Origin of the sequence: Streptomyces rubellomurinus, from assembly GCF_000961885.1 — a bacterium.
GTDB lineage: Bacteria > Actinomycetota > Actinomycetes > Streptomycetales > Streptomycetaceae > Kitasatospora > Kitasatospora rubellomurina.
The window spans coordinates 95,070-116,654 of sequence record NZ_JZKH01000004.1 but is presented as its reverse complement, the minus strand read 5'-3'; the positions used below and the strand labels follow the sequence as shown (position 1 = coordinate 116,654).

The following is a 21,585-nucleotide window of genomic DNA, read 5'->3' as shown; positions in this document are numbered from 1 at the left end:
TGGTGCCACGGCCGCGATCACGTCCAACGAGGTCCGCTTCAGGACCCATCAGCGGCACTGATGCCGCTGCTCCCGGTGGCGGCCCCCGGGCGCTCCCGTCCGCGCGCGGCGGGAGAGCCGGCGGGCCACCACGGACCGGCACCTTCCCCCTCGCCCGGGCCGCCCCCGCGCAGCAGGACGGCCAGCAGCTCCGCGAGGGTGGGCCCGGCGTCCGCCGGGTGGCGCAGCTGTTTGCCCGCGATCACCTCGTAGTGGTTCACCCGTCCCCGGCGCTCGTGGGTGAGGTAGCCGGCCTCCTCGAGGTCGGCGATGATCCGCTGCACCGCCCGCTCGGTGAGCAGGCAGCCGACGGCGATGTCCCGCACCCTGATGCCGGGGTCACGGGCGATCTGCACCAGGACCCGGGCGTGGTTGGTGAGGAAGGTCCATCCCGGGCTCGCGGGACGGCCGGGTACGGGCGCGACCCCCGATCGGTCCGGCGTCCCCGTGGGGGGCCCGGGGACGGTGTGGTCGGCGTACGCGGTCATCGCGTGACCTCCGGGTCGGGGCTGCCGAGCAGCTGCGGAGCGAGTGTCTTCACCATGGTGGTCGTCCAGCGCAGGTGCCGCAGCGTCTGCGGGCGGCACGCCGTGGCGAGGGCGAGCAACGGCTCGTCCCGGACGGCCCGCGCGGCCTGGGCGGGCGTCTCCCGGCGCAGCGCGTTCCCGGCGGCGGCGAGGTGGAGGTCGCGAAGGTCCTCCAGCAGGTCCGGCCCCGCACCGGCGCCCGGGGCCGTCGTGGGGGACGGCACCGTCGCCGTCGAGGGGGCCGGCACCGGCCAGGGCGCGCCGGGGCCGTACGGGGTGCGGTCACCCCAGGAATCGGCGATCCGGTCCACTCGTTCCCGCACGTCCTCGCACCTCCGAGCCGTCCTCGTCCGTGGTCACCGCTCCTGGCGGCCCCGCCGGCCGGGGGCCGACCGGGGTCGGCCACCGTGGGTCATCGCGCGGTTGCCCGGGATCGCCGGGGCGAAACCCGGGCTACCGCGCCCCGGACGCTCCCCGTCCGGTCGGCCTTCCGGAGGCGCGGGTGACCGGTCAGTGCGGTCCGCCCGGGGTCAGGAAGGCCCGCAGCCGTTCCATCAGCGGGCGCTCGGGCGGGGGCAGCCGGTCGGCGGGGCGTTCGGTCGGCGGCTGGTGGTGGGGCCGACCGGAGGAGCGCCGCTCGGTCTCGCGGGCGCGGACCGCCAGGTCGCGCAGTTCCGCCTCGGTGGTGACGGCCCGCACGGCCGGGAAGAGCCGGCTCTCCTCCTCGCCCGCGTGCCCGGTGACCTCCTCGATCAGCCGGGCCACCAGGCGGTCGAAGCGGGGCGAGTCGACCCGGGTCGGCCGGAGTTCGGTGAGCAGGGCCTCCACTCCTCGGTGGTCGGCGAGTTCGCGTTCCACCACGGCAGGCCCGTCCGCCAGGCGGTCGCGGGCGAGCGGGTAGAGGTGCTGTTCCTCGGCGCGGGTGTGGCGCACCAGCTGGTCGGTCACCAGATCGACCAGCTCCTTGCGCTGCGGGTCCCCGCTGGGGAGGCCGCTGAGTTCGCTGAAGTGGACCAGGACGGCCTGGTGCTCGGCGGTGAGCTGGTCCAGAAGGTCTTCGTCGTGCCGCACGGGACTTCCTTCCTGAGGTTCCTGGGGTTCCTGGGCGTTCCTGGGCTTCCTGGGCGTGCCTCCTGCCGCGGGCGGGGGTGGGTCAGCCCTCCAGCACGTCGGCGATGCGGTGCAGCACGCCGCCCGAGGTCGGGTGGCGCGGCGCGGTCTCGCGTACGGCCTGCATCCGCTCGCCCAGTTCCCGCAGCTCGGTGCGGCCGAGCGCGGCCCGCACCTTGGGGAACCAGTCGTTCTCCTCCCGCTCGATGTGCCGCTCGACGGCGTCGATCAGGACGGCGGTCTTGGCGTCGTAGCCGTCGTCGCCCGGATCCATCCGGCTCAGCTCCTCGCAGAGCAGGTCGGCGACGTGGTGCTCCTGTTCGGCCTGGTCCATCTCCTCGGCGAGGCCGGGCAGTTCCTGGCGGATCCTGGGGTAGACCAGTTCGTCCTCCAGGTAGGTGTGGACGGTCAGCGACTCGACGATCCGTTGGACCGTCCTGCGCCGTGCGCTGTCGTCGCCGCCGTCACCGCCGTTGCCGTCGCCGGCGCCGCCGGCGCCGCCGGCGCTGTCGAGACCGCGGTACTCGCGGAACAGGCGGCGGACCTCCTTGTGGTCCTCCCGCAGCAGGACAATGGCATCGTTCGACATCGCTGGTCTCCTCGGTCTCCTCGGTCTCCTCCTCGCGGCTCCCCCGCCGGTCGGGCGTGTCCCCGGGCGGGCACGGGCCAAACCCGGCCGCCGCCGGGATCGCCGCCGGGCCCGGGACGACCGGCCACGGGACGACCGGCACGGGACGGCCCGCACGGCACGACACGACCGGGCACCGCTCCCCCGGCGACCGACCGGCCGATCCGGATCCGCCCGCCGCGCGCCGTTTGCCGTCCTCGGCGGCGGCAACCCGCAGGGGCATGGACCACCTCGGAGAACTCGTACTGACCGTCCCGAAGCCCCGCCCGGACATCGAGGACCAGGGCCCGCCCGGGCCGTGGCTGTTCCTCCGCCCGGACGGACCGGCGGTCGGCCCGGCGACGGCCGAGCGCCCGGCGGGTGCCGTGCTGTTCGGTCGCGACGGCACGCTCCTGCAGAACGTCGCCTACAACGGCGACCCCGCGATGGTCCGTCCGATGGCCGGGGTCCGGGCCGCGCTGGCGGTACTGCGCGGGGCCGGGTTCGCCATCGGCGTGCTGAGCAACCAGCCCGGCGTGGCCCGCGGGCTCCTCGGCCGCGGACAGGTCGAGGCCGTCCAGGCCCGGGCCGAGGCGCTGCTGGGCGCGGTCGACGTGTGGGCGGTGTGTCCGCACGGATCGCACGACGGCTGCGCCTGCCGGATGCCCGCCCCGGGGCTGGTGACCGCCGCCTGCCGGGCGCTCGGTCTGCCGCCCGCGCGCGTCACGGTGATCGGCTGCGAGGACGCCGTGATCGCCGCCGCGCTCGCGGTCGGCGCCCACGCGATCCGGGTCCCGGAGCCGGGCCGGCCGACGGCCGGGCCGTGCCCGCCGTGCACGCCCACGGCCTGTTCGGCCGCCGACGACCCGGCCGAGGCGGCCTACCTCCTGCTGCGGCACTGACCCCCCTCCCGGCGGCCCCCACGTCCGGCCGTACGGCCCGAACTCCAGGACGGAGAAGGCGAGATGAGCAACGCCCCCGAATCCCCCGGGCAGCGCGCCCGCACCCCGCTGGTCACCGGGACCCCGCCCCCCGAGCCGCCGCCCGAACCGCCGCCCCGACCGACCGGGACGCCCGAGCCGCCCGAGCCCGCCGCCGACCGGGACGCCAAGGACGTCGCGCTGGACGCCGCCCGGGCCGCCGACCCGGACGGCCCGCTCACCACCGACCAGGGCGTCCGCGTCGACAGCACCGACGACTCGCTCGCCGTCCGCGACCGCGGCCCCACCCTGCTGGAGGACTTCCACCTGCGCGAGAAGCTCACCCACTTCGACCACGAGCGCATCCCCGAGCGGGTCGTGCACGCCCGCGGCGCCGGCGCCTACGGCTTCTTCGAACCGTACGAGTCGCTGGCCGAGTTCACCTGCGCCGACTTCCTCCAGGAGGCGGGCCGGCGCACGCCCGTCTTCGTCCGCTTCTCGACCGTGCAGGGCCCGCGCGGCTCCGCCGACACCGTGCGGGACGTCCGCGGTTTCGCCACCAAGTTCTACACCGGGCACGGCAACTACGACCTGGTCGGGAACAACATGCCGGTGTTCTTCATCCAGGACGCGGTCAAGTTCCCCGACTTCGTCCACGCGGTGAAGCCGGAGCCGGCGAACGAGATCCCCACCGGCGCCTCCGCCCACGACACCTTCTGGGACTTCTGCTCGCTCCAGCCCGAGACCACCCACATGCTGATGTGGGTGATGTCCGACCGGGCCATCCCGCGCAGCTACCGGATGATGCAGGGCTTCGGCGTGCACACCTTCCGCCTGGTGAACGCGCGGGGGCGCGCCACCTTCGTCAAGTTCCACTGGAAGCCGGTGCTCGGCGTCTACTCCCAGGTGTGGGACGAGGCCCAGCTCACCGCCGGGCGCGATCCCGACTTCCACCGCCGGGACCTGTGGGAGGCGATCGCGGCGGGCGACTTCCCCGAGTACGAACTCGGCGTCCAGCTCATCGCGGAACAGGACGAGTTCGCCTTCCCCTTCGACCTGCTGGACCCGACCAAGCTGGTGCCGGAGGAGCTGGTCCCGGTCCATCCGGTCGGGCGGATGGTGCTCGACCGCAATCCGCGGAACTTCTTCGCCGAGACCGAGCAGGTGGCGTTCCACACCGCCAACATCGTGCCCGGGATCGACTTCACCAACGATCCGCTGCTGCAGGGCCGCAACTTCTCCTACCTGGACACCCAGCTGATCCGCCTCGGCGGCCCCAACTTCTCCCAGCTGCCGGTCAACCGCCCGCTCGCCGACGTCCGCACCGACCACCGGGACGGCTACGGCCAGCAGGTCGTCCACGACGGCACCAGCTACACGCCGAACTCCGTCGGCGGCGGCTGCCCGGCCACGATGGGCGGCGGCCACCTGGCCGAGGGGGTGTTCCAGCACTACCAGGAGCGGATCGACGGATCGGCGGTCCGCCGGCGCAGCCCGAGCTTCGGCGACCACTACAGCCAGGCGGCGCTGTTCTGGCGCAGCATGGCGGACTGGGAGCAGCGGCACATCACCGCCGCGTTCGCCTTCGAGCTCGGCAAGGTCGGTGACCAGGAGGTCCGGCAGCGCACGGTCGGGAACCTGGTGCACGTCGATCCGGGCCTGGCGGCGGAGGTGGCCCGGCGGATCGGCGTGCCCGAGCCCGAGGCGGCGCCGGCGAACGGGGCGGCGCCGCTGGACGGGCGGGCGGCTTCGGCCGGTAACGGCACGGCCGGGCCGCGGACCTCCCCCGCGCTGAGTCTGGACAACCTGCGCGGCCGCGGTATCCGCACCCGCAGGGTCGCCGTGCTGACCGGCCCGGGGGTGGACGGCGACCAGGTGCGGGCCGCCCGTGCGCGGCTGTGCGGCGCGGGCGCCCGCGTCGACACGCTCGCCGCGCACGGCGGTCACGTGCTCGCGCAGGACGGTGAGCACCTGCCGGTGGACCACCCGCTGCCCACCACCGCCTCGGTGCTGTACGACGCCGTCGTGGTACCGGACGGCTGCCACCGCGCGCTGCCCGCCGATCCGGACGCCGTCGCCTTCCTCGCCGAGGCGCTGCGGCACGGCAAGCCGGTCGCGGTGCTGGGCTCGGGCGTCGAGCTGTCCCGGGCGGCCGGGTTCGGTACGCCGAGCGGGCTGGCCGGGGTCGCGGTCCGGGCCGACGGCGGACGGCCCGATCCGGCGTTCTGGGACGAGTTCGCCGGCCTGGTCGAGCGCCACCGCTTCCCCTCGCGCTGACTTTCGCCGACGCGGGCCAACTCGCGCTGACTCTCGCCGACTCCCGCTGACGCGCCCGCACACCAGGGCCCGGACGGTGCCGTACACGGCAGGCCGTCCGGGCCCTCGGTGTGTCCGTACTCCGGCCGTACGCCAGCCATACGCCGGCCGTACGCCGACCGGACGCCGGTCCGGCGGCGGCGGGTCAGCCGGGGGTGATCCGGCCGCGCCAGCCGCCCTCCTCCCGGCCGCGCTCCTCCATGAACTCCTTGAAGCGCTTCAGGTCCCCCTTCACCCGCCGGTCGATCATGCCCATCATGTCGCCGGCCTTCTCGGCGATGCCCTCGGGCCGGAAGTCGATGGCCATGTGCACCCGGGTGTGCACGTCGTCGAGCCGCTGGAAGGTCACGACGCCCTTCTGCTCCACCTCGCCGTCCATCGTCCGCCAGGCGATCCGCTCGTCGGGCTGCTGGTCGACGATCTCGGTGTCGAACTCCCGGCTGACGCCGCCGATGCTGGTCCGCCAGTGGTTGTGGCGGTCGTCCAGCTGCGTCACCGCGTCGACGCCCTCCATGAAGCGCGGGAACTCCTCGAACAGCGTCCACTGGTTGTAGGCGGTGTGCAGCGGCACACCGACGTCCACGGACTCCTTCACCATGCTCATCTGCGACCTCCTCGTACCGTGCGGCCGGGCCGTTCCCGACCGGTCGCGCGTGTGCCCGCCCAGGGGCGGTGTAACCACCGCGCCGGGCCCGACCTCCGGTCCCCGGACGACCGGCCGCCGCCCGGGGACGTTTCGCCCGTGCGGGCCGGGGCAGCCTCGGGTCCCCACCGGGCGCCGCCCCGCCCGGACCTGACGGGCGCCGAGGAGGCGCACCGAGGAGGGAGGTGCTCGCGCGATGACGGTCGACACCATCACCTCCCGGCTGCTCTCCGAGCACGGCCGCACCTACGCCGAGGAGGCCGGCATCACGCTGCGGGACAAGCCCTCGCCGCTGTACCGGCTGCTGGTCCTGACCGTGCTCTGCTCCATTCGGATCAGCGCCGGGACGGCCACCCGGGCCGCCCGGGAGCTGTCCGCCGCGGGGTTCCGCACGCCCCGGGCGATGGCCGACTCCGGCTGGCAGGACCGGGTCGACGCCCTGGGCCGGGCCCACTACGTCCGGTACGACGAGAGCACCGCGACCGCCCTCGGCGAAGGGGCGCGGCTGGTGCTCGACCGCTGGCACGGCGACCTGCGCCGGATGCGGGACGAGGCCGACCGCGATCCGGACGCCCTGCGGGAGCTGCTGCAGGACGTGCCGAGGATCGGCCCGGTCGGCGCGGGCATATTCTGCCGCGAGGCCCAGGCGGTGTGGCCGTGGCTGCGGCCGTTCTTCGACGACCGCGCGTGCGGCGCGGCCGAGGACCTCGGGCTGCCGCACACGCCCCGGGGCCTGGGCGGCCTCGTGCCGCCGAAGGACCACGCCCGCCTGGCCGCCGCGCTGGTCCGGGTCAGCCTGTCGAAGGACGCGCTGGCGCGGCTGCGGGACGCCTGACCGGCGGCGGGCCGGCTGGGTATCAGTCGCCGTGGGCGTGCAGCTGGTAGACCGCGAAGGCGCGGCCGAGGACGGGCTGGGCGACGTTGCGCACGCGCACCCCGCAGGCGGTGAGGCCGCGCTCGGTGCCCAGGTGCGCGTGGCCGTGGACGGCCAGGTCGGCGCCGGCCCCGTCGATGGCCTCGGCGAGCAGGTAGCTGCCCAGGAACGGGAAGATCTCGGGCGGTTCGCCGGCCAGGGTGTCCGGCACCGGGGCGAAGTGGGTGAGGGCGATCCGCAGGTCGCAGCCCTCCTCGGCCAGTCGGTCGAGCGCGGCGCGCAGGCCGTCCGCGCACTCCCGGCTGTGCCGGACGAAGGCCTTCATCTCGGGCTCGCCGAACTCCCCGCCGCTGCGACCGGCGAAACCGCCGCCGAAGCCCTTGGTGCCGGCCACGCCGACGAGTCGGCCGTCCACCCGGACGGTGGTCGAGGCGCGTTCCAGCACCCGTACGCCGTGCGCGGTCAGGATCCGGGTGACCTCGTCCGGCCCGCCGGCGTCGTAGTCGTGGTTGCCGAGGACGGCGATCACCGGCACGGGCAGGCCGCCGGCCTCCTCCCCCACCACCACCGCCTCCTCGGGGGTGCCGTGCCGGGTGAGGTCGCCGGCCAGCAGCAGCAGGTCCGCCAGCTCTCCCAGCGTGGCGAAGGCGGGCCGCAGCAGGCCCCGACTGTCCGGGCCGAGGTGGATGTCACCGACCGCGGCCACCCGGATCACGGCAGGTCCTCCACCCCGGTCGGCGGCCGGCCGTCGACGAGCGCGATGTCGGTGTGCACCGTCAGTCCGGCCAGGGCCTCGTTGACGATGCGTTCGACGGCCGCCCGGCGCCGCTCGTTCGGCACGGTGCCGCGCACCGTGACCCGGGCGCCGTGCAGTTCGATCCGCAGACCGAGTTCGCCGACCTCGTCGTCGGCGAGGCGGTCGCGCAGGTGGGCGAGCCGGTACTCGGTGTCGTCGGCGCCGCTCATCGGTCCGCCTCCTCGGGTTCGATCACCTGGAGCCGTTCCAGGAGGAACAGGAACGCCGCCGGCATCGGCGCCCCGCCGCGCTCCGCCCGGACCCGCCGCCAGTCGACCTTCTCCCGCAGCGGCCGCACCACCGAGAGCACCGCGCCGAAGTCGCAGTGGTGCTCGGAGAACGCGGCCAGCAGGCTGCTGACCAGGTCGGTGGCGGAGAGCACCGGCATGTGGACGGAGTCCACCGGCAGCACCTCGGCGCGGTCCAGCAGCTCCGAGGTGACCGGCCGCTTGGCGAGCTCCAGGATCAGGTCGACGTCCTGGCCCAGGCAGCGGGCCTTGACCAGCCAGTCCTCGGGCGGCAGGAACACCTGGAGCCCGGCCTCGCGCAGGGTGTGGGTGACGGCGTCGGCGTCCTCGCGGCGGATGCAGAAGTCGGCGTCGTGCTGGAGCCGCACGGCGGCGCCGTGCGCGTAGGCGGCGACCCCGCCCGCCAGGGCGAACGGGTGGTCCTTGGCCTTGAGCAGCGAGCCGATCCGCTTCGCCGCCTCCAGGATGGCCTGGGTCCGGTCGGGCGGCAGGCTCCCGTCCGCTCCGTCCAGCGGCCAGTCGGCCACGTCGGAGCGTGCCGGGCGCGGCGGATCGAGCTGTTCGACGCGTCTGTCCATCGCAGGCTCCTCCGCCGGCTCGTTCGGGGCTCCCACGGCTACCCCGGTACCGGGAGTTCACACGGTCGGAGGGCTCCCCGCCCGGGCCGGACGGGGAGGTCGTACGGGGTCGGGCGGGGTCGGGCCGGCTCGGGCGGTTTCCTGCGGTTCGTCCGGGTATACGCCCCCGCGCAACGACCCGGACCACGAGAGGAGCGGCGGCCATGCCCCGACGATCCAGCCCCAAGCGCGAGCGGCAGTACGAGCACATCAAGGAGAGCGCCCTCGACCGCGGCGAGAGCGAGAAGCGGGCCGAGGAGATCGCCGCCCGGACGGTCAACAAGGAACGGGCCCGGCACGGCGAGTCCAAGACCGCGAGCCGCTCGTCGACGCACGACATGTCGTCGAGCCGGCGCGGCGGGCAGCGCTCCCACCAGGGCAGCCAGGGCCCGACCTACGACCAGCTGTACAACGAGGCCAAGCACCGCAACATCAAGGGCCGTTCGAAGATGAACAAGCGCGAACTGGCCAACGCGCTCGGCCGTTGAGCACGGCGCCCGGCGGCGCGCCGCACACCACCGCGCGCTGATCCGGCCGGCCCACGAGGGACGTCATGGACCCGGCGACGGCGCTGCGGCGGATCGCCTTCCTGCTGGAGTGGAACGACGCCTCGCCCTACCGGGTGCGGGCGTTCCACACCGCGGCCGACGCCGTCCGCGCGCTGCCGCCCGGTCCGGTGGACGCTGTGCAGGCCCGGCGCCTGCCGGGCGTCGGGCCGGTCACCGCCGAGGTGATCGCCCAGGCCTCCACGGGCGCCGTCCCGCGCTACCTCGCCCGGCTGGAGAGCACGGCGGGACCGGCCGCGCGGGCCGGATGGGACCTGGCGGCGGCCGCGCGCGGCGACTGCCACCTGCACTCCGACTGGTCGGACGGCGGCCACCCGATCGAGGAGATGGCCGAGGCCGCCCGCACGCTCGGGCACGACTGGGCGGTACTGACCGACCACTCGCCCCGCCTGACCATCGCCCACGGGCTCGACCCCGAGCGGCTGCGCCGCCAGCTCGACGCGGTCGCGGCGCACAACGCCGCCGCCCGGAACGCCGCGGCCCACGACACCGCCGGCCACAACGCCGGGGACGGGCCGTTCCGGCTCCTGACCGGGATCGAGTGCGACATCCTGGAGGACGGCTCGCTCGACCAGGAGCCCGAACTCCTCGACCGGCTCGACGTGGTGGTGGCCTCGGTGCACTCCAAGCTGCGGGCCGATCCGGAACCGATGACGGCCAGGATGCTGACCGCCGTCCGCGACCCGCGCACCAACGTGCTCGGCCACTGCACCGGGCGGATCGTCACCGGCCGCGGCCGGCCGCCGTCCCGCTTCGACGCCGCGGCGGTGTTCACCGCCTGTGCCGCGGCCGGGACGGCGGTCGAGATCAACTGCCGCCCCGAACGCCGGGATCCGCCCGACGAACTGCTGCGGCTGGCCGTCGAGGCGGGCTGCCTGTTCGCCGTCGACACCGACGCCCACGCCCCGGAGCAACTGCACTGGTTCACCTCCGGCTACGCCCGCGCGGCCCGGTTCGGCCTCGGGCCCGACCGCCTGGTCACCACCTGGCCGCGCGAGCGCCTGCTCGCCTGGGCGCGACCGGCCGCCGCCAGGCGACCGTGAGCCCGGGCCCCTCAACAGCCCCTGCCGGTCAGCAGCCCTTGCCGGTCAGCAGCTCGACCACCGCCCGCTCGACCTCCTCGCCGGTGCCGGGCAGCCCCAGCCCGTCGCCGGGCGCGAGGTTCCGCAGGGCGGGGGCGAGGGTGACGCCCTGGTCGTACAGCTCGAACAGCCGCGGATTCAGGTACGAGGCCCGGCAGACCGCGGGCGTGTCGCCCAGGTAGTCGGCCACCTCCCGGACCACCCGGGCCGCCGCGCGCCGCCGGGCGCCCGGGGAACGCCCGGCCACCGGCCAGGAGACCGCCAACCCCACCGCGGCCAGCACGGTGGCGTGCCAGGTGCGGAAGTCCTTGGCGGACAGGTCGGTGCCGCTGTGTTCGCGCAGGTAGCCGTTGAGCCGCGCGGCGTCGACGTCCGCGAAGACCCGGCCCTGCCGGAAGGCCAGCAGCCGCGCCCCCGGATCCGGTCGGCGCAGCAGGGCCCGTACGGCGGTGGCGGTGGTGCGGTCGGTCAGCACGAGGTCGCGCTCGCGGCCCGACTTGGCCCGGTAGGCGAAGTGGATCCGGTCGCGCCGTACGGACACCTGGTCGCGCCGCAGCGTGGTGAGGCCGTAGGAGCCGTTGTCCCGCTCGTAGCCCGGTGCGCCGATGCGGAAGAAGCCCAGGTCGAGCAGCCGGGTGGCGCAGCCGAGGACGCGTTCGGGGCCCAGGCCGCGCCGGGCGAGGTCCTCCTCCGCCCGGCGCCGCAGTCCGGGCAGGGCGGGGGCGACGGCGAGGACGTGGTCGTGCTTGGCGCGCTCCTGCTGCGCCCGGAAGTCCGGGTGGTAGAGGTACTGCCGCCGCCCGGCCGCGTCCGTCCCCACGGCCTGGAGGTGCCCGCGCGGATGGGGGCAGATCCAGACGTCCGTCCAGGCCGGCGGGATCGCCAGTGCCTTCACCCGGGCGATCGCCCGGGGGTCGCCCACCGGGCTGCCGTCGGCGTCCCGGTAGCCGAAGCCCCGCCCTCGGCGCACCCGCCGCCAGCCGGGGCCGTGCGGGTCGCTGCCGGTCAGGGCGGTCGTTCTGGTTCGGCTCGTCACGGTACGGCGGGTGCCCGCACGGCCTCGGCCCACACCCCCGGCCGTGCCCGGGTCGACGCGGCCGGGGGGTGGACTTCGACCGCCCGGTGTGGAAACGCCGATCCGGGGCAGACGCTGCCGGGGGATCGACCGACCGGCCCCCGCACTCGGCACCACGAACCGACCGCCCCGCACGGGCGGAACGACGAGAGGAGCGCCCGATGGGCACCGAGAACAAGCTGCGCAACATCGCGGAGAAGGCCCACGGCAAGGCCAAGGAGGCCGCCGGCAAGGCCATGGACGACCCGGTCGTCGAGGCCGAGGGCCGGGGCAAGCAGATGAAGAGCGACCTCAAGCAGGCGGCCGAGAAGGTCAAGGACGTGGGGAAGGACTGACTCCACTCCCGGGGGAGGCGGCCGCCCCGCGCGGCCGCCTCCCCCGCCCCGTGCGACTCTTTCTTCCCACCCGTCCCGTCTTGCCTCCGAGGGCCCGAAAAAGCTCCGTGCCCATGCCATATTTGCCGGGCGGCGGCGCCCGGCCCGGGGTCGTCCGGTTCGGCCTGCCCGCGAACAGTCGACGCTCGACCGAGTTGGAGGAGAGAGACTTGACGAACCTGCCGGAAACCGACCGTGACATGCCGTCCCCGGTGCCGCTGATGCAACTGACGTCCGCGTTCTGGCAGTTCAAAACGCTCGCGGCCGGGGTGGAGACGGGGCTGTTCACCGAGCTGGCCGACGGGCAGGCGCTCACCCGGGAGGACCTGGCCGCGCGGCTGGACCTCCGGGAGCGGCCGGCGGACATGTTCCTGGCCGCCCTCACCTCGCTGGGGCTGCTGACCAAGGACGACGGCCGGTACCGCAACTCCCCCCTCGCCGAGGAGTTCCTCGTCGAGGGCCGGCCCCGCTACTTCGGCGGGCTCGTGCGCTACTGCGACCAGCGCGAGTACCCGGCCTGGCACCGCATCGTCGAAGCGCTGCGCACCGACAAGCCGCTCACCTGGGACCCGGCCACGCAGGACAGCCTGTTCGGCGCGGACGACCAGGTGATGACGCGACTGTTCTGGGAGGCGATGCACTCCCTCTCGATGTCGACCGCGCGGACGCTGGGCGAGGCCTACGACTTCGGCGCCCACCGCCGGCTGCTGGACGTCGGCGGCGGGTCGGGGGCGTTCCCGATCGTGCTCTGCCAGCGCTACCCGCAGCTGTCGGCGACGGTGGTCGAGCTCGACCACGTGTGCGGCGTCATCGAGCAGAAAGCGCGCGAGGCGGGGGTGGGCGAGGCCGTGCACGCCGCGGCCGGCGACTTCCTGTCCGATGCGTCCCTGCCGCCGGGCCACGACGTGATCCTGCTGAGCAACGTGCTCCACGACTGGGACGAGAGCACCGGCCGGAAGCTGCTCGCCAAGTGCTACGACGCGCTGGAGGACGGCGGCGCGATCATCCTCTGCGAGCTGATGCTCGACTCCGAGCACACGGGGCCCGCGAACGCGGCCCTCATGGGGATGAACATGATCGTCTCGACCGAGGGCGGCCAGAGCTACTCCGCGGACGAGCTCACGCGCTGGCTCACCGACACCGGCTTCGAGGACCCCCGGACCATCTCCTTCGAGGCGACCGGCGCCAACGGCGCCGTCGTGGCCCGCAAGAACCCCGGCCGCGTCGGCTGACCCGAACCACCCGAGCCCGGCACGGCCCCGCCGCACCCCGGCGGGGCCGTTCTCGTGCCACCGGCGGACTCGCGCCATCCGCGGACTCGCCGCTCCCTCCTGGCCCCCACAGGCGGTTCGGGTACCGAGCAACAATGGGCACCCGATCGGACACGGAGGGAAACCATGCCCATGCTGCTCATCACCGGCTCGTACCGGATCCTCGGCGACCGGCCGGACGGCGACACCGTCCACTTCACCCCGCAGGACCCGGGCTTCTGGTGCGAGGTCCCCGGCGAGCACCGCGTCAAGCGCGACGAGTTCGGCGGCGCCTCGATCCGGGTGGACGGGATCGACGCCACCGAGACCCACTACAAGGGCGCCGGCCCGACCTTCGTCCACCAGCCGCTGGACAAGGGGGCACACGCCGCCCGCGACGAGATGCTCAGCTGGCTGGGCTTCAGCCAGGTCGTCCAGGACCCGGAGGAGAAGGTCACCGCCTCCACCCCGCAGACCGTCCCCGGCTACATCCTCACCTCCGGCGCCGACCTCTACGGGCGCTGCGTCGCCCTGGTCGGGCGCGGCGACGCGCCGATGATCGGCAACTCGCCGAAGCCCGCCAGGAGCGGGACCCGCGTCGACGTCACCGTCGCCATGCTGAACCGGACCGCCAACCACCACCTGCTCGCCCGCGGCCTGGTCTACCCGACGTTCTACGGCAACCTGCCCGAGGACCTGCGGGCGGACATGGCCGCCACCGCCCAGCAGGCCCGGGACGACAAGGTCCCGGGCAGCGTCTGGTCGTACGACGAGACCACCAGCGGCGTGAAGATCGACAGCCTCGCCACGCTCACCGACGACCAGGTCATCGTCCCCAAGCTGTTCCGCCGCCTCGCCGACTACGTCCGCCTGTTCGGCCCCTCCCTGACCTGCCTGCCCGCCTACCTCGCGGGCGGCGCCGACGAGTTCCACGTGCCCGAGCAGCAGGACAGCATCATCGGCCTGCAGCACGTCGTCGAGGTCACCAACGGCAACACGTTCCGGATGACCCGCCCGATCGAGGACCTCGTCTTCGTCGAGAAGTAGCCCGCGGCGGGATCGACGTGCGTGCGGGCCTGAACGGGAGTTGGCTGGAAGGCGGGAAATCGAACCGCTACGGGGAGCGGACGCGAGTGAAGGAGCGGTGACATGGCTGTGGTGATGTCGATGCGGTGGGCCGGGACCACCCCCGAGCAGTACAACGCCGTGCGCGACGAGGTCCGCTGGGAGGAGGTCGAGCCGGCCGGCGGGCAGGTGCACATCGCCTGGTTCGACGCGCAGGGCCTGCACGTGACCGACGTCTGGGAGTCCCAGCAGGCCTTCGAGACGTTCTTCGCCGAACGGTTGGCGCCCGCGATCCAGAAGGCCGGCATCTCCGGCGAGCCCGAGGTGGTGTTCAGCCCGCTGCACCGCCGCTTCGTCGCCCCGGGCGTCCACGGCGCCGCGTAGCGGAACTCGGCGCGGGTGCTCCCCGGTGAGCACACCCCCGGCCTCACGCCACCACTAGGGGCCCGTCTTCGACCTCCCGCAGGCGGGAGGTCGAAGACGGGCCCCACGTCCGGCGGGCCTCAGCCGTCGATGCGGTGCTGGCTCCAGAAGGAGGTCAGGTCGACGGTGGTGGCGGCCTGGGACGCGGCCTTGAACTCCGCGGTGGTGGACACGCCGTACCAGTGCGCCTGCGCGTAGCTGCGCAGCAGCGTGGTCATCGCGGTGTCGCCGATCGTGCGGCGCAGGTCGTGCAGGGCGCACTTGCCGTAGCCGTAGACGACCGTGGAGTAGCGGGAGGAGTTGGCGTCCCAGTAGGCCATGGAGTTGGTGATCTTCTCCGCCGACGAGGCCCAGGAGACGTTGTTCCAGCAGCCGTTACCGGTCTTCCCCTGTGCGAGGTCGGTGGCGTAGTCGGTGAAGGCCTCGTCCAGCCAGGGGGCGTTGTACTCGTCGTCGCCCACGATTCCGTACCACCACTGGTGGGCGATCTCGTGGGTGAGGGCCGTGGTGCTGACCAGGTCGAGGACGAAGCCCGGGTACTCCATGCCGCCGAACCAGAAGTTGTTGTCGATCACCGCGTCCAGTTCGCCGTACGGGTAGGCGCCGAAGCGCTGGGCGTGGGCGTCGACCGCCGAGGTCGCGGTGGAGAGCATCGATTTGGCGTCGGCCGCGCTGATCCCCGCCACCGAGTACACGTTGACCTTCACACCGGCTGCGGAGGTGCCGGAGATCCGGGTGAACGGGCCGGCGCCCCAGGCGAAGTCGCGCACCTTGCTCGCGGTCGCCTTGGTGACGGTCCGGCCGGCCGCGCCGGGGGTGTCCACCGAGGTGCCGGTCGCGGGCACCAGCAGGCTCGTCGGGTGGTCCAGGGTGACGGTGAAGTCCGAGGCGACCGAGTAGAAGGACTCACCGTTGTTGGTGTACGGGTCGAGGTGCCAGCCGGCCGCGTCGCGTATCGCCAGGACGGGCAGGGCGTTGCCGAGGAAGTTGTACGCGCCGTCGTGGCCGAAGCGGTCGGCGCCGCTGGGCACGGTGATGCCGAGGTCGAAGCCGACGGTGCCGCTCTGGCCCTGCGCGAGCGGCGCCGGCAGGGTGACCTTGAGCGCGGTGCAGTTCACGCTGAGCGGGGCGGGCGTGCCGCCGGTCACGTTGGTCACCGTGATCGGGGTGCTGGGGCAGCTGCCGTGGGCGTTGTCCCACAGCCGCAGGTACACCTCGTTCAGCGCGGTGGGCGAGGCGTTGGTGAAGGTGACGCTCTCGTGCCCGGTCCAACTGCCGCCGGAGGCGTCACTGGTGAGGTTGACGGTGTACGCGGGTGCGGCCGGGGTGCGGGTCGGGTCGCCGGGCTGGGGCGGGGTGGTGCCGCCGGAGGCGTCCAGGGTGATGTCGTCCAGCACGAAGCTGGTCTGCAGGCTGGAGTCCTCGGTGCCGGTGAAGGAGAGCGTCACGGTCTGGCCGGCGAAGGCGGAGGCGTCGACGGTCTTGTGCACGTACCCGTCCTGGGCGTCCAGGTTGGAGTAGGTGGCCACGGTGGTCGTGCCGAGCTTGACGGCGAGTGTGTCGTAGGCGGTGCTGGTGGTCGTCTCGGCGGTGTCGACGTGCAGCCAGAAACCGAGCGTCGCCGCGCCGCACCCGGTGGGGAGGGTGACGGACTGGGAGAGCGTGTCGGTGTGGGTCGAACCGGTGCCGTCGAGCCAGGCGTAGGAGTTGCCGGAGTGGGCGCTCTGGCCGCTGTCGGCGGTGATCGCGCCGCTCGGTGCCGTCCAGGGTGAACTACCGGACTCGAAACCGCCGTTGGCCACCACCTGGGCGGGCGTGCAGTCCGCGGCGCTCGCCGCATGGGGGGTGGCGAGCACCGTCAGGCCGGCCGCCGCGAACAGCGCGGCGCCGGTCAGGGCAGGCAGGATTCTTCTCATCGGGACCTCTCGTGGGGAAGCGGGCCGGGAGCAGCAGCGTGACAGCAAACCCGCGCCTTTGAAAGGCTCATGTCAGTAAACTGACCCCACGCCCCCGGATGCGTCCGAGCGTTCGGCCGCTGACGGTCAATGTGCCGTAGCCGTCCCAAGTGCCGCTTCCAGAGCCCTGCCCGGCTTTCTGTCTGACTCCCCGGATCTCAGGGCCGGAACCCCCATCTTCCGATTCGAGTGACTGCGCTCCATTGCCCCAGGCAACAGAGCGCAGTCACAGAGCCTTCGCCAACAATGTCCGGCTCGCCTGGTCCCAACGCCGTCCGCCTGGGATGGAGGACCGATCTGCTCTACGGCTCGGGCTGGCGGGCCTCGCTCTCCTGGAGATGGCACTGGAACAGGTACTCGACCTCGTCGGGCGCGCAGTGCATCCGGGCTTGCCGCCAAGCACTGTCGAAGTCAAACGGCGAGCGGCTGAGCCGCTGGAGGCGGAGCGCCCGCAGGGTCGTGAGCGGGGCGAGCAGAATCCGCCACAGGGCCGTTCTCATCCCGCCCGTCCATCCGGGACAGCCCGGTCCGGTGGCGCGGTGGCCGCCATCAGGGCCTCGACGGACTTCCGAAGCAGGACCTGCATAGCCGCGTGCTGGGTCTCCAGGTCCTTGAACCCTGCACCGACCGCCTCCCACTGCTCGAGAAGCGGATACCACCAGGCATCGCAGGACCTCATCGCACGTGAGAGTCGTTGCAGGCCAGCCACTTGAGCATCGTCCGGAAGTGCCGAGGTCCGCTCCAGGCGGTCGAGCACCACGAGGTTCGGGTGGTCGTAGAGGGCCGTCTTGAGGAACTCAAGCCGTCTGATCCGTTCGGTGTCGGCCCGCCGGGTGGCCAGGGTCTCCTGCGCGGTGGGCGACAGGCGAAGGGCGAACTTCGCGGACAGCAGCCGGTAGTGCGGGGTACGCCGTCCGTGTGGCGCACCGAGCACGGCGTTCAGGGTGTCCTCGGCCCCGAGCAGGTCATCCGGTCGCAGCTCGGCGGTCACTTCCGCCGCAGCGGCGCGGATGTCGCTACGGACCTGCTCCGCCAGATTGACCCGGCCCCGTAAGGCGGGCCGCCAGACTAGGGTGAAGGTTGCCTCGAACGGTACACCCTCTTCGGCACTGGGCAGTTGGCACGGCCGCGGGCACCCGGTGGTGTCCGTGGCCCGCTGCCACGGCCACCTCATCGAGCGGCACCGTCGAGCGCGAAAACCTCGTGGAAATCGGCACCGACCAGGTGTTCGTAGAAGTCCTCGGCGATGTTGACGCCCTGCGCCGTGACGTTTCCCGTGAGCGCCTGCATCAGCTGCATCCCGGCCTGGAGCATCCGGTGCCCGCGGAATGGGACGAGCAGCCGGTCGCGGAGCTGCCCGTAGCTGCTGGCATCGGCCTCACCCGCGCAGGAGCGGATCCAGCCGGTGAGCCGCAGGATGGTCTCGCTCGCGGTGTCCGGATTGCCGAGCAGCTCCGCCAGAGCCTGCTGCACATCTATCTCCGACGCGTCGCCCGACAGCAGCCATGGCAGCCCCGGCCTGTCCACCGACATCAGAGCGAGGAAGGCCAGACTCCCGCTCCAGGGCGAGCCCTTCGCCTGCTGCCAGGTCCGTACCTCGGCAACCAGCCGGGCCCGACCGGCGGGCTGGCGGGAGAGCTCCTCGAAAGCCGTGAGCACGCTCTGCCGCACGGCCGGGTCAGCGGTCCTCTGCGCCACCCGCCGCAAGCGGACCACCGCCATCTTCGCGACGGCGGCGCTCACCTCGGAGTCGGCCAGAACGAGGCGGCAGGTGGACACCACGACGGGCGCACTGCTGCTCGTATCAGCCCACTGGTAGAGCGTGGCCCAGACGAGGCGTCCGACATGCTCGTCGGACACCACTGCCCTGAGGACGGCGCCCAGCAGGTCAGGCGCGGTCAGCTCAGTCAGCTTGTTGAGGTGTTCCCTGGTGCCGTGGCGCAGGGCCAGCGACCCGAGCGTCCGGACCACCGGATCCGTCGGCTCGGGCTGGTCGGCGAGCTTCGCGAGCCAGCGGAGCAGAGGCGTGCGCATGACTTCGTAGTTGTCCCAGACGTACTCGAGCACCGCCCGCCCGTAGGCCGGTCGGTCGAAGAGCACCATGTCGCGCCCATCGACCGCGGCACCGACGTCCTGGATCCGACGACGCAGACCACGGGCCGCGAACGCCGCCTGGGTGGCCGTCCCTGCCGTCTGGTCGCTGCCCGCCGACTCCACCGCCTCCTGCAACTGTCGTGCGCCGGCGGACACCAGGGACACCGACGCGGACTGCCGCACCGCCAGGGCGAGCAGCAGGTAGCGGTCCTCAAGCGCCAACGAGCGGTCGATCCTGCTAGGGGCGACAGTCCGGTCCCCGAAGAGCTGGTCCAACTCCTCGCGCCAGTCCGACAGCGCGTCCAGCACGCGCTCCTCGAATGTCTTCGCCGCGTTCTGGTCCGCTCCATTCCGGTGCAGGGCCGAGGCTCCCTGATAAAGGCGGTACTCCTCCCAGACCGCGACAATCCGATGAACCGCCCGAACCGCCGCCACGGCATTCAGGCCTTGAAGCTGGGACTGGGCCTGCGTGGACGCCCTGATCTCCATTGCCAGCTCGCGGTGACCGCCAGCCTCGAGGTGAGCGTCCACCACGGAGCCTGCGGCGGGGGACTCCGTTAGGCGGAGCACCTGTACACCGTGTCGGGCGACCAGTCCGGGCGCGTCCCAGAGCTCCTGAGCCACTGTCAGTACCAGGTGGGATCCGCAGCCAGCGAGGTGCTCGGCATGCTTCCCGAGCGAGTTGAGGAAGTCGGCCGAGACCCGGTCGGTCTCCGGATCCTTGAGATCGAGCTGGAAGGCGTGCCGCTCCTCCAAGGGCAGCCTGGTCCGGCCGGGCGAGTTCCAGTCCGCGTGCAGTTTGACCAGCGTGGTACTCGGCCCGGTGTGCTCGGCCAGCAGGCGCAGCGCGAAGGTCGTGGCGCCGATCGCGCGGGGGGCGACGACGACCAGGACGGGTGCCCGCAATCCGCCAGTCTCCGGGTCGACGGCTTCCTGCCAGGTGTCCGTCCACGCGTCGCGGACGAACGGCTCCTCCAGGAGAGACTCTCGGTCCTGCTCCTCACCCTCCAGGAGATCGCGCTTCCGGGTCTCGAGGATCAGCTTCTTGACGTCGCCGCCGACGACGACGTCGACCGGACGGTGGAAGTGCGCCACCGAGCCGGGGACCGTGTAGACGCCCGGGGCCGCCTCGTAGCTGGCAGGAGGCTCCGGAGCCTCACCGACCGAGGGTTGCACAGCGTCAGGCGGCTGCGGGTGATACTCCTGCCGAGGCTGTACCCAGTTCGGCAGCCGAGACGCGAGATCTTCGCCGCTATGTCCCTCGTCGTTCGGCTCGTCAGCAGATCGCGGCGGGTGGAGGGTTTCGGACACAGGCTTCTCCCTTGTACGGATATGGCGGACGGAGTGGTGTCGGCTCAGCGGCTGCGGCGGTCGATCCGGAGGTTCTTGATCTCGTCCGCGATGACGGGATCGGTAACCGCTCCGTTGAAGTTGAAGACGGCCCCCGCCCTGGCAGGCTGCTCCGGCGCGGGGTGAGCCGGAGGCGTGGAAGCAGTGCCCGGCGCGGGGCTGCCAGGGGCGGTCAGGTACCCGCGAAGGAAGTCGGCAGGCAGGCCCGGGACGAGCAGGCGGCACGGCGCCTCGAACCCGGGCTTCTCGGCCACCCGGGCGACAGTCGCCAGGAACTGTCGCTCCGTCATCTCCATGCCGGTACGCCCAGCCTGCACGGAGCGTTGGTAGACGGGCTCCGAGAGGACGGCCGCCAGGAACAGCCCGTTGGCGGTCGCAGCCGCGACGGCCTGGTAAGCCGCGTCACTGTTGACCAGCCGGCAGGCGTCGTTGATCGCGGCGCCACGATGGTCGGGGACGCTCAGCGGGCCGACGTGGACGGCCGCACGGACGCGGATGGCCGGTGCTGCGGCCATCCGCACGCCCTCGTAGCGCTGGAGCGCCGCACTCAGGTGCCCCAGCAGAGGATCGACCAGCCGCGCGGCGTGTCGGGGCGGGAGGAGCAGGATGACACCGTCGCCCGTGTCCTTGTACCCGGCGCCCAGGGTGTGGGGCGCGGGCAGTCCGCTCTGGACGAAGACCGTCTCCAGGATGCTGTCCAGATCGGACCGGACCGGTGCCATCTGTGCTTCGGGGAGTCGGCTGTAGCCCTTCATGTCGACGACCAGAACGGCCTGCTCGGGCGGGACGTCACGGCCCGCTACGTCGTGGTCCTGTGCGTCGAGGTCCGGCGCGAAGGCGGAGGAAGTCATGGGTGGGCGGCCTTTCGGCAGTCGGGGCGGTGGACGAGGCCCCATGGTGCTCGGCAGGCCACCGCGATGGTGCCCAGGACTGGGCACCATCGCGGTGGCCTGCGTCACTCAGGCGAGCACGTCGGCCTGGATGGCCGACATGTTGCGGATGACCAGGCCCCCGCCGGCCTCGGTCCCGAGCCAACCCCGTTCCCGCCACGGCTTGATCGCGCTGCCCACGCCGTTCCGGGAGGCTCCGATCAGCTGCGACAGCTCGGTCTGGGTCAACCGCACCATGGTCTCGGCACCGTGTCGGGAAGCCGCCTGGACCAATCGACCCAGGGCCGCGGCTAAGCGCACCGGAACCGGCGCGGTCGCCATCTCCAGCCTGACCGCCTCCGACTCCCGGACACGTGCAATGGCGTGCCGCAGCAAGGAAATTGTCAGATCGTGTTCGAGGACAAAGGCGAGGAAATCGGGAGCGGGGATGAGGTGGACGCGGCACGGTTCGGCGGCGATCACCGAGGCCGAGCGCGGCTGGGCGTCCAGGACCGCGAGTTCGCCGAGCAGTTCTCCGGCGCCACGGACGGCCAGCAGGGTCTGCTCACCGTTGGCGCCCGCCAGGGTGACCAGGGTGGATCCAGAACTGAGCAGGATCACCTGGGTGGCGGGGTCACCCTGGCGGAGCAACATGGATCTGGCGGGACGGGTGCGTTCTGGCGCGAGATTGCGCAGTTCCGACCAGAGCTGATCACCGATGATAGATTCATGGCAGAGATACATGTGCCCCCCCTGATTTTCCTCGGACAACAGGGGCATGATGC

Annotated in this window: 24 protein-coding genes; 9 read left to right on the top strand and 15 right to left on the bottom strand. The window is 72.9% G+C overall.

All coding sequences use genetic code 11. The features are described 5' to 3' along the window. Nucleotides 1–38: 38 nt before the first annotated feature. The 4 genes from VM95_RS39900 to VM95_RS03660 form a co-directional block, all read right to left on the bottom strand. A complete protein-coding gene (locus tag VM95_RS39900; RefSeq protein WP_078859566.1) occupies nucleotides 39–527 on the bottom strand; it encodes a helix-turn-helix transcriptional regulator in 489 nt (162 codons plus the stop codon). Beyond that, nucleotides 524–889 carry a hypothetical protein gene (locus VM95_RS45415; protein WP_208615393.1) on the bottom strand — a complete coding sequence of 122 codons (366 nt, stop codon included), beginning with the start codon at nucleotides 887–889 and terminating at the stop codon, nucleotides 524–526. Before VM95_RS45415 ends, VM95_RS39900 begins: the two co-directional genes overlap by 4 nt. A gap of 187 nt (nucleotides 890–1,076) precedes the next feature. After that, complete coding sequence (locus tag VM95_RS03665) at nucleotides 1,077–1,637, bottom strand: hemerythrin domain-containing protein (protein WP_045692519.1); 561 nt, start codon at nucleotides 1,635–1,637, stop codon at nucleotides 1,077–1,079. Nucleotides 1,638–1,719: 82 nt separating this feature from the next. After that, on the bottom strand, nucleotides 1,720–2,265 hold the full coding sequence (locus VM95_RS03660; RefSeq protein ID WP_045692518.1) for a hemerythrin domain-containing protein: 546 nt from the start codon (nucleotides 2,263–2,265) through the stop codon (nucleotides 1,720–1,722). A 260-nt stretch (nucleotides 2,266–2,525) separates the two neighbouring features. Between VM95_RS03660 and VM95_RS03655 the strand changes: the two genes are divergently transcribed. After that, nucleotides 2,526–3,185 (top strand): HAD-IIIA family hydrolase, encoded by a 660-nt coding sequence (locus tag VM95_RS03655; RefSeq protein WP_052707120.1) that lies wholly within the window; start codon nucleotides 2,526–2,528, stop codon nucleotides 3,183–3,185. A gap of 63 nt (nucleotides 3,186–3,248) precedes the next feature. Continuing rightward, nucleotides 3,249–5,480 (top strand): catalase, encoded by a 2,232-nt coding sequence (locus VM95_RS03650; protein WP_078859565.1) that lies wholly within the window; start codon nucleotides 3,249–3,251, stop codon nucleotides 5,478–5,480. A gap of 184 nt (nucleotides 5,481–5,664) precedes the next feature. Here VM95_RS03650 and VM95_RS03645 read toward each other — a convergent pair whose 3' ends face one another. Continuing rightward, nucleotides 5,665–6,123 (bottom strand): SRPBCC family protein, encoded by a 459-nt coding sequence (locus tag VM95_RS03645; protein WP_045692517.1) that lies wholly within the window; start codon nucleotides 6,121–6,123, stop codon nucleotides 5,665–5,667. A gap of 235 nt (nucleotides 6,124–6,358) precedes the next feature. Between VM95_RS03645 and VM95_RS03640 the strand changes: the two genes are divergently transcribed. After that, on the top strand, nucleotides 6,359–6,997 hold the full coding sequence (locus VM95_RS03640) for a hypothetical protein (RefSeq protein ID WP_045692516.1): 639 nt from the start codon (nucleotides 6,359–6,361) through the stop codon (nucleotides 6,995–6,997). Between the two features lie 22 nt (nucleotides 6,998–7,019). On the opposite strand, the gene VM95_RS03635 is transcribed toward VM95_RS03640, so the two are convergent. The 3 genes from VM95_RS03635 to VM95_RS03625 are packed head-to-tail and all read right to left on the bottom strand — an operon-like array spanning nucleotide 7,020 to nucleotide 8,658. Continuing rightward, complete coding sequence (locus tag VM95_RS03635) at nucleotides 7,020–7,751, bottom strand: metallophosphoesterase family protein (protein ID WP_045692515.1); 732 nt, start codon at nucleotides 7,749–7,751, stop codon at nucleotides 7,020–7,022. Beyond that, nucleotides 7,748–8,002, bottom strand: coding sequence for a BON domain-containing protein (locus tag VM95_RS03630; RefSeq protein WP_045692514.1), 255 nt, complete (start codon nucleotides 8,000–8,002; stop codon nucleotides 7,748–7,750). Before VM95_RS03630 ends, VM95_RS03635 begins: the two co-directional genes overlap by 4 nt. Then, on the bottom strand, nucleotides 7,999–8,658 hold the full coding sequence (locus VM95_RS03625; RefSeq protein WP_045692513.1) for a nucleotidyltransferase family protein: 660 nt from the start codon (nucleotides 8,656–8,658) through the stop codon (nucleotides 7,999–8,001). The genes VM95_RS03630 and VM95_RS03625 overlap by 4 nt, the downstream gene beginning before the upstream one ends. 203 nt (nucleotides 8,659–8,861) lie before the next feature. Between VM95_RS03625 and VM95_RS03620 the strand changes: the two genes are divergently transcribed. Together VM95_RS03620 and VM95_RS03615 are read left to right on the top strand one after the other, a co-directional pair. Then, on the top strand, nucleotides 8,862–9,185 hold the full coding sequence (locus VM95_RS03620) for a hypothetical protein (protein WP_045692512.1): 324 nt from the start codon (nucleotides 8,862–8,864) through the stop codon (nucleotides 9,183–9,185). A 65-nt stretch (nucleotides 9,186–9,250) separates the two neighbouring features. Beyond that, a complete protein-coding gene (locus tag VM95_RS03615) occupies nucleotides 9,251–10,306 on the top strand; it encodes a PHP domain-containing protein (protein WP_045692511.1) in 1,056 nt (351 codons plus the stop codon). 28 nt (nucleotides 10,307–10,334) lie between these two features. Here the strand turns inward: VM95_RS03615 and VM95_RS03610 are convergent, their stop codons facing one another. Further along, on the bottom strand, nucleotides 10,335–11,381 hold the full coding sequence (locus VM95_RS03610) for a DNA topoisomerase IB (protein ID WP_244178610.1): 1,047 nt from the start codon (nucleotides 11,379–11,381) through the stop codon (nucleotides 10,335–10,337). 200 nt (nucleotides 11,382–11,581) lie between these two features. Here VM95_RS03610 and VM95_RS39580 point away from each other — a divergent pair, with 200 nt between their 5' ends. The 4 genes from VM95_RS39580 (at nucleotide 11,582) to VM95_RS03595 (ending at nucleotide 14,493) form a co-directional block, all read left to right on the top strand. Then, a complete protein-coding gene (locus VM95_RS39580; protein WP_063773443.1) occupies nucleotides 11,582–11,755 on the top strand; it encodes a CsbD family protein in 174 nt (57 codons plus the stop codon). A gap of 209 nt (nucleotides 11,756–11,964) precedes the next feature. After that, the gene (locus tag VM95_RS03605; protein WP_244178609.1) at nucleotides 11,965–13,026 is read left to right on the top strand and encodes a methyltransferase; all 1,062 of its coding nucleotides are present in this window, start codon (nucleotides 11,965–11,967) and stop codon (nucleotides 13,024–13,026) included. A gap of 165 nt (nucleotides 13,027–13,191) precedes the next feature. After that, a complete protein-coding gene (locus VM95_RS03600) occupies nucleotides 13,192–14,091 on the top strand; it encodes a hypothetical protein (protein ID WP_045692510.1) in 900 nt (299 codons plus the stop codon). Nucleotides 14,092–14,193: 102 nt separating this feature from the next. Next, complete coding sequence (locus VM95_RS03595) at nucleotides 14,194–14,493, top strand: hypothetical protein (protein WP_045692509.1); 300 nt, start codon at nucleotides 14,194–14,196, stop codon at nucleotides 14,491–14,493. Between the two features lie 119 nt (nucleotides 14,494–14,612). On the opposite strand, the gene VM95_RS03590 is transcribed toward VM95_RS03595, so the two are convergent. The 6 genes from VM95_RS03590 to VM95_RS03565 all read right to left on the bottom strand — a co-directional run bounded on the left by VM95_RS03590 (nucleotide 14,613) and on the right by VM95_RS03565 (nucleotide 21,580). Next, nucleotides 14,613–16,448: a M1 family aminopeptidase gene (locus tag VM95_RS03590; RefSeq protein ID WP_045692508.1), complete on the bottom strand. Its 1,836-nt coding sequence runs from the start codon at nucleotides 16,446–16,448 to the stop codon at nucleotides 14,613–14,615. Nucleotides 16,449–16,789: 341 nt separating this feature from the next. Further along, the gene (locus tag VM95_RS03585) at nucleotides 16,790–16,987 is read right to left on the bottom strand and encodes a hypothetical protein (RefSeq protein WP_045692507.1); all 198 of its coding nucleotides are present in this window, start codon (nucleotides 16,985–16,987) and stop codon (nucleotides 16,790–16,792) included. Continuing rightward, nucleotides 16,984–17,478, bottom strand: coding sequence for a hypothetical protein (locus VM95_RS03580; protein WP_157881984.1), 495 nt, complete (start codon nucleotides 17,476–17,478; stop codon nucleotides 16,984–16,986). The genes VM95_RS03585 and VM95_RS03580 overlap by 4 nt, the downstream gene beginning before the upstream one ends. Nucleotides 17,479–17,657: 179 nt before the next feature. Continuing rightward, on the bottom strand, nucleotides 17,658–19,892 hold the full coding sequence (locus VM95_RS03575; protein WP_244178608.1) for a hypothetical protein: 2,235 nt from the start codon (nucleotides 19,890–19,892) through the stop codon (nucleotides 17,658–17,660). A gap of 44 nt (nucleotides 19,893–19,936) precedes the next feature. Next, nucleotides 19,937–20,782, bottom strand: coding sequence for a hypothetical protein (locus tag VM95_RS03570; RefSeq protein ID WP_045692506.1), 846 nt, complete (start codon nucleotides 20,780–20,782; stop codon nucleotides 19,937–19,939). A 108-nt stretch (nucleotides 20,783–20,890) separates the two neighbouring features. Then, nucleotides 20,891–21,580 (bottom strand): Crp/Fnr family transcriptional regulator, encoded by a 690-nt coding sequence (locus tag VM95_RS03565; protein ID WP_244178607.1) that lies wholly within the window; start codon nucleotides 21,578–21,580, stop codon nucleotides 20,891–20,893. Nucleotides 21,581–21,585: the final 5 nt, after the last annotated feature.

Bases quoted from the DNA above. Each gene is read 5' to 3' on its own strand.
- VM95_RS39900 (WP_078859566.1), bottom strand. From the start codon at position 527: ATGACCGCGTACGCCGACCACACCGTCCCCGGGCCCCCCACGGGGACG.
- VM95_RS03660 (WP_045692518.1), bottom strand. From the start codon at position 2,265: ATGTCGAACGATGCCATTGTCCTGCTGCGGGAGGACCACAAGGAGGTC.
- VM95_RS03655 (WP_052707120.1), top strand. From the start codon at position 2,526: ATGGACCACCTCGGAGAACTCGTACTGACCGTCCCGAAGCCCCGCCCG.
- VM95_RS03650 (WP_078859565.1), top strand. From the start codon at position 3,249: ATGAGCAACGCCCCCGAATCCCCCGGGCAGCGCGCCCGCACCCCGCTG.
- VM95_RS03645 (WP_045692517.1), bottom strand. From the start codon at position 6,123: ATGAGCATGGTGAAGGAGTCCGTGGACGTCGGTGTGCCGCTGCACACC.
- VM95_RS03640 (WP_045692516.1), top strand. From the start codon at position 6,359: ATGACGGTCGACACCATCACCTCCCGGCTGCTCTCCGAGCACGGCCGC.
- VM95_RS03630 (WP_045692514.1), bottom strand. From the start codon at position 8,002: ATGAGCGGCGCCGACGACACCGAGTACCGGCTCGCCCACCTGCGCGAC.
- VM95_RS03625 (WP_045692513.1), bottom strand. From the start codon at position 8,658: ATGGACAGACGCGTCGAACAGCTCGATCCGCCGCGCCCGGCACGCTCC.
- VM95_RS03620 (WP_045692512.1), top strand. From the start codon at position 8,862: ATGCCCCGACGATCCAGCCCCAAGCGCGAGCGGCAGTACGAGCACATC.
- VM95_RS03615 (WP_045692511.1), top strand. From the start codon at position 9,251: ATGGACCCGGCGACGGCGCTGCGGCGGATCGCCTTCCTGCTGGAGTGG.
- VM95_RS39580 (WP_063773443.1), top strand. From the start codon at position 11,582: ATGGGCACCGAGAACAAGCTGCGCAACATCGCGGAGAAGGCCCACGGC.
- VM95_RS03600 (WP_045692510.1), top strand. From the start codon at position 13,192: ATGCCCATGCTGCTCATCACCGGCTCGTACCGGATCCTCGGCGACCGG.
- VM95_RS03595 (WP_045692509.1), top strand. From the start codon at position 14,194: ATGGCTGTGGTGATGTCGATGCGGTGGGCCGGGACCACCCCCGAGCAG.
- VM95_RS03590 (WP_045692508.1), bottom strand. From the start codon at position 16,448: ATGAGAAGAATCCTGCCTGCCCTGACCGGCGCCGCGCTGTTCGCGGCG.
- VM95_RS03585 (WP_045692507.1), bottom strand. From the start codon at position 16,987: ATGAGAACGGCCCTGTGGCGGATTCTGCTCGCCCCGCTCACGACCCTG.
- VM95_RS03570 (WP_045692506.1), bottom strand. From the start codon at position 20,782: ATGACTTCCTCCGCCTTCGCGCCGGACCTCGACGCACAGGACCACGAC.
- VM95_RS03565 (WP_244178607.1), bottom strand. From the start codon at position 21,580: ATGCCCCTGTTGTCCGAGGAAAATCAGGGGGGGCACATGTATCTCTGC.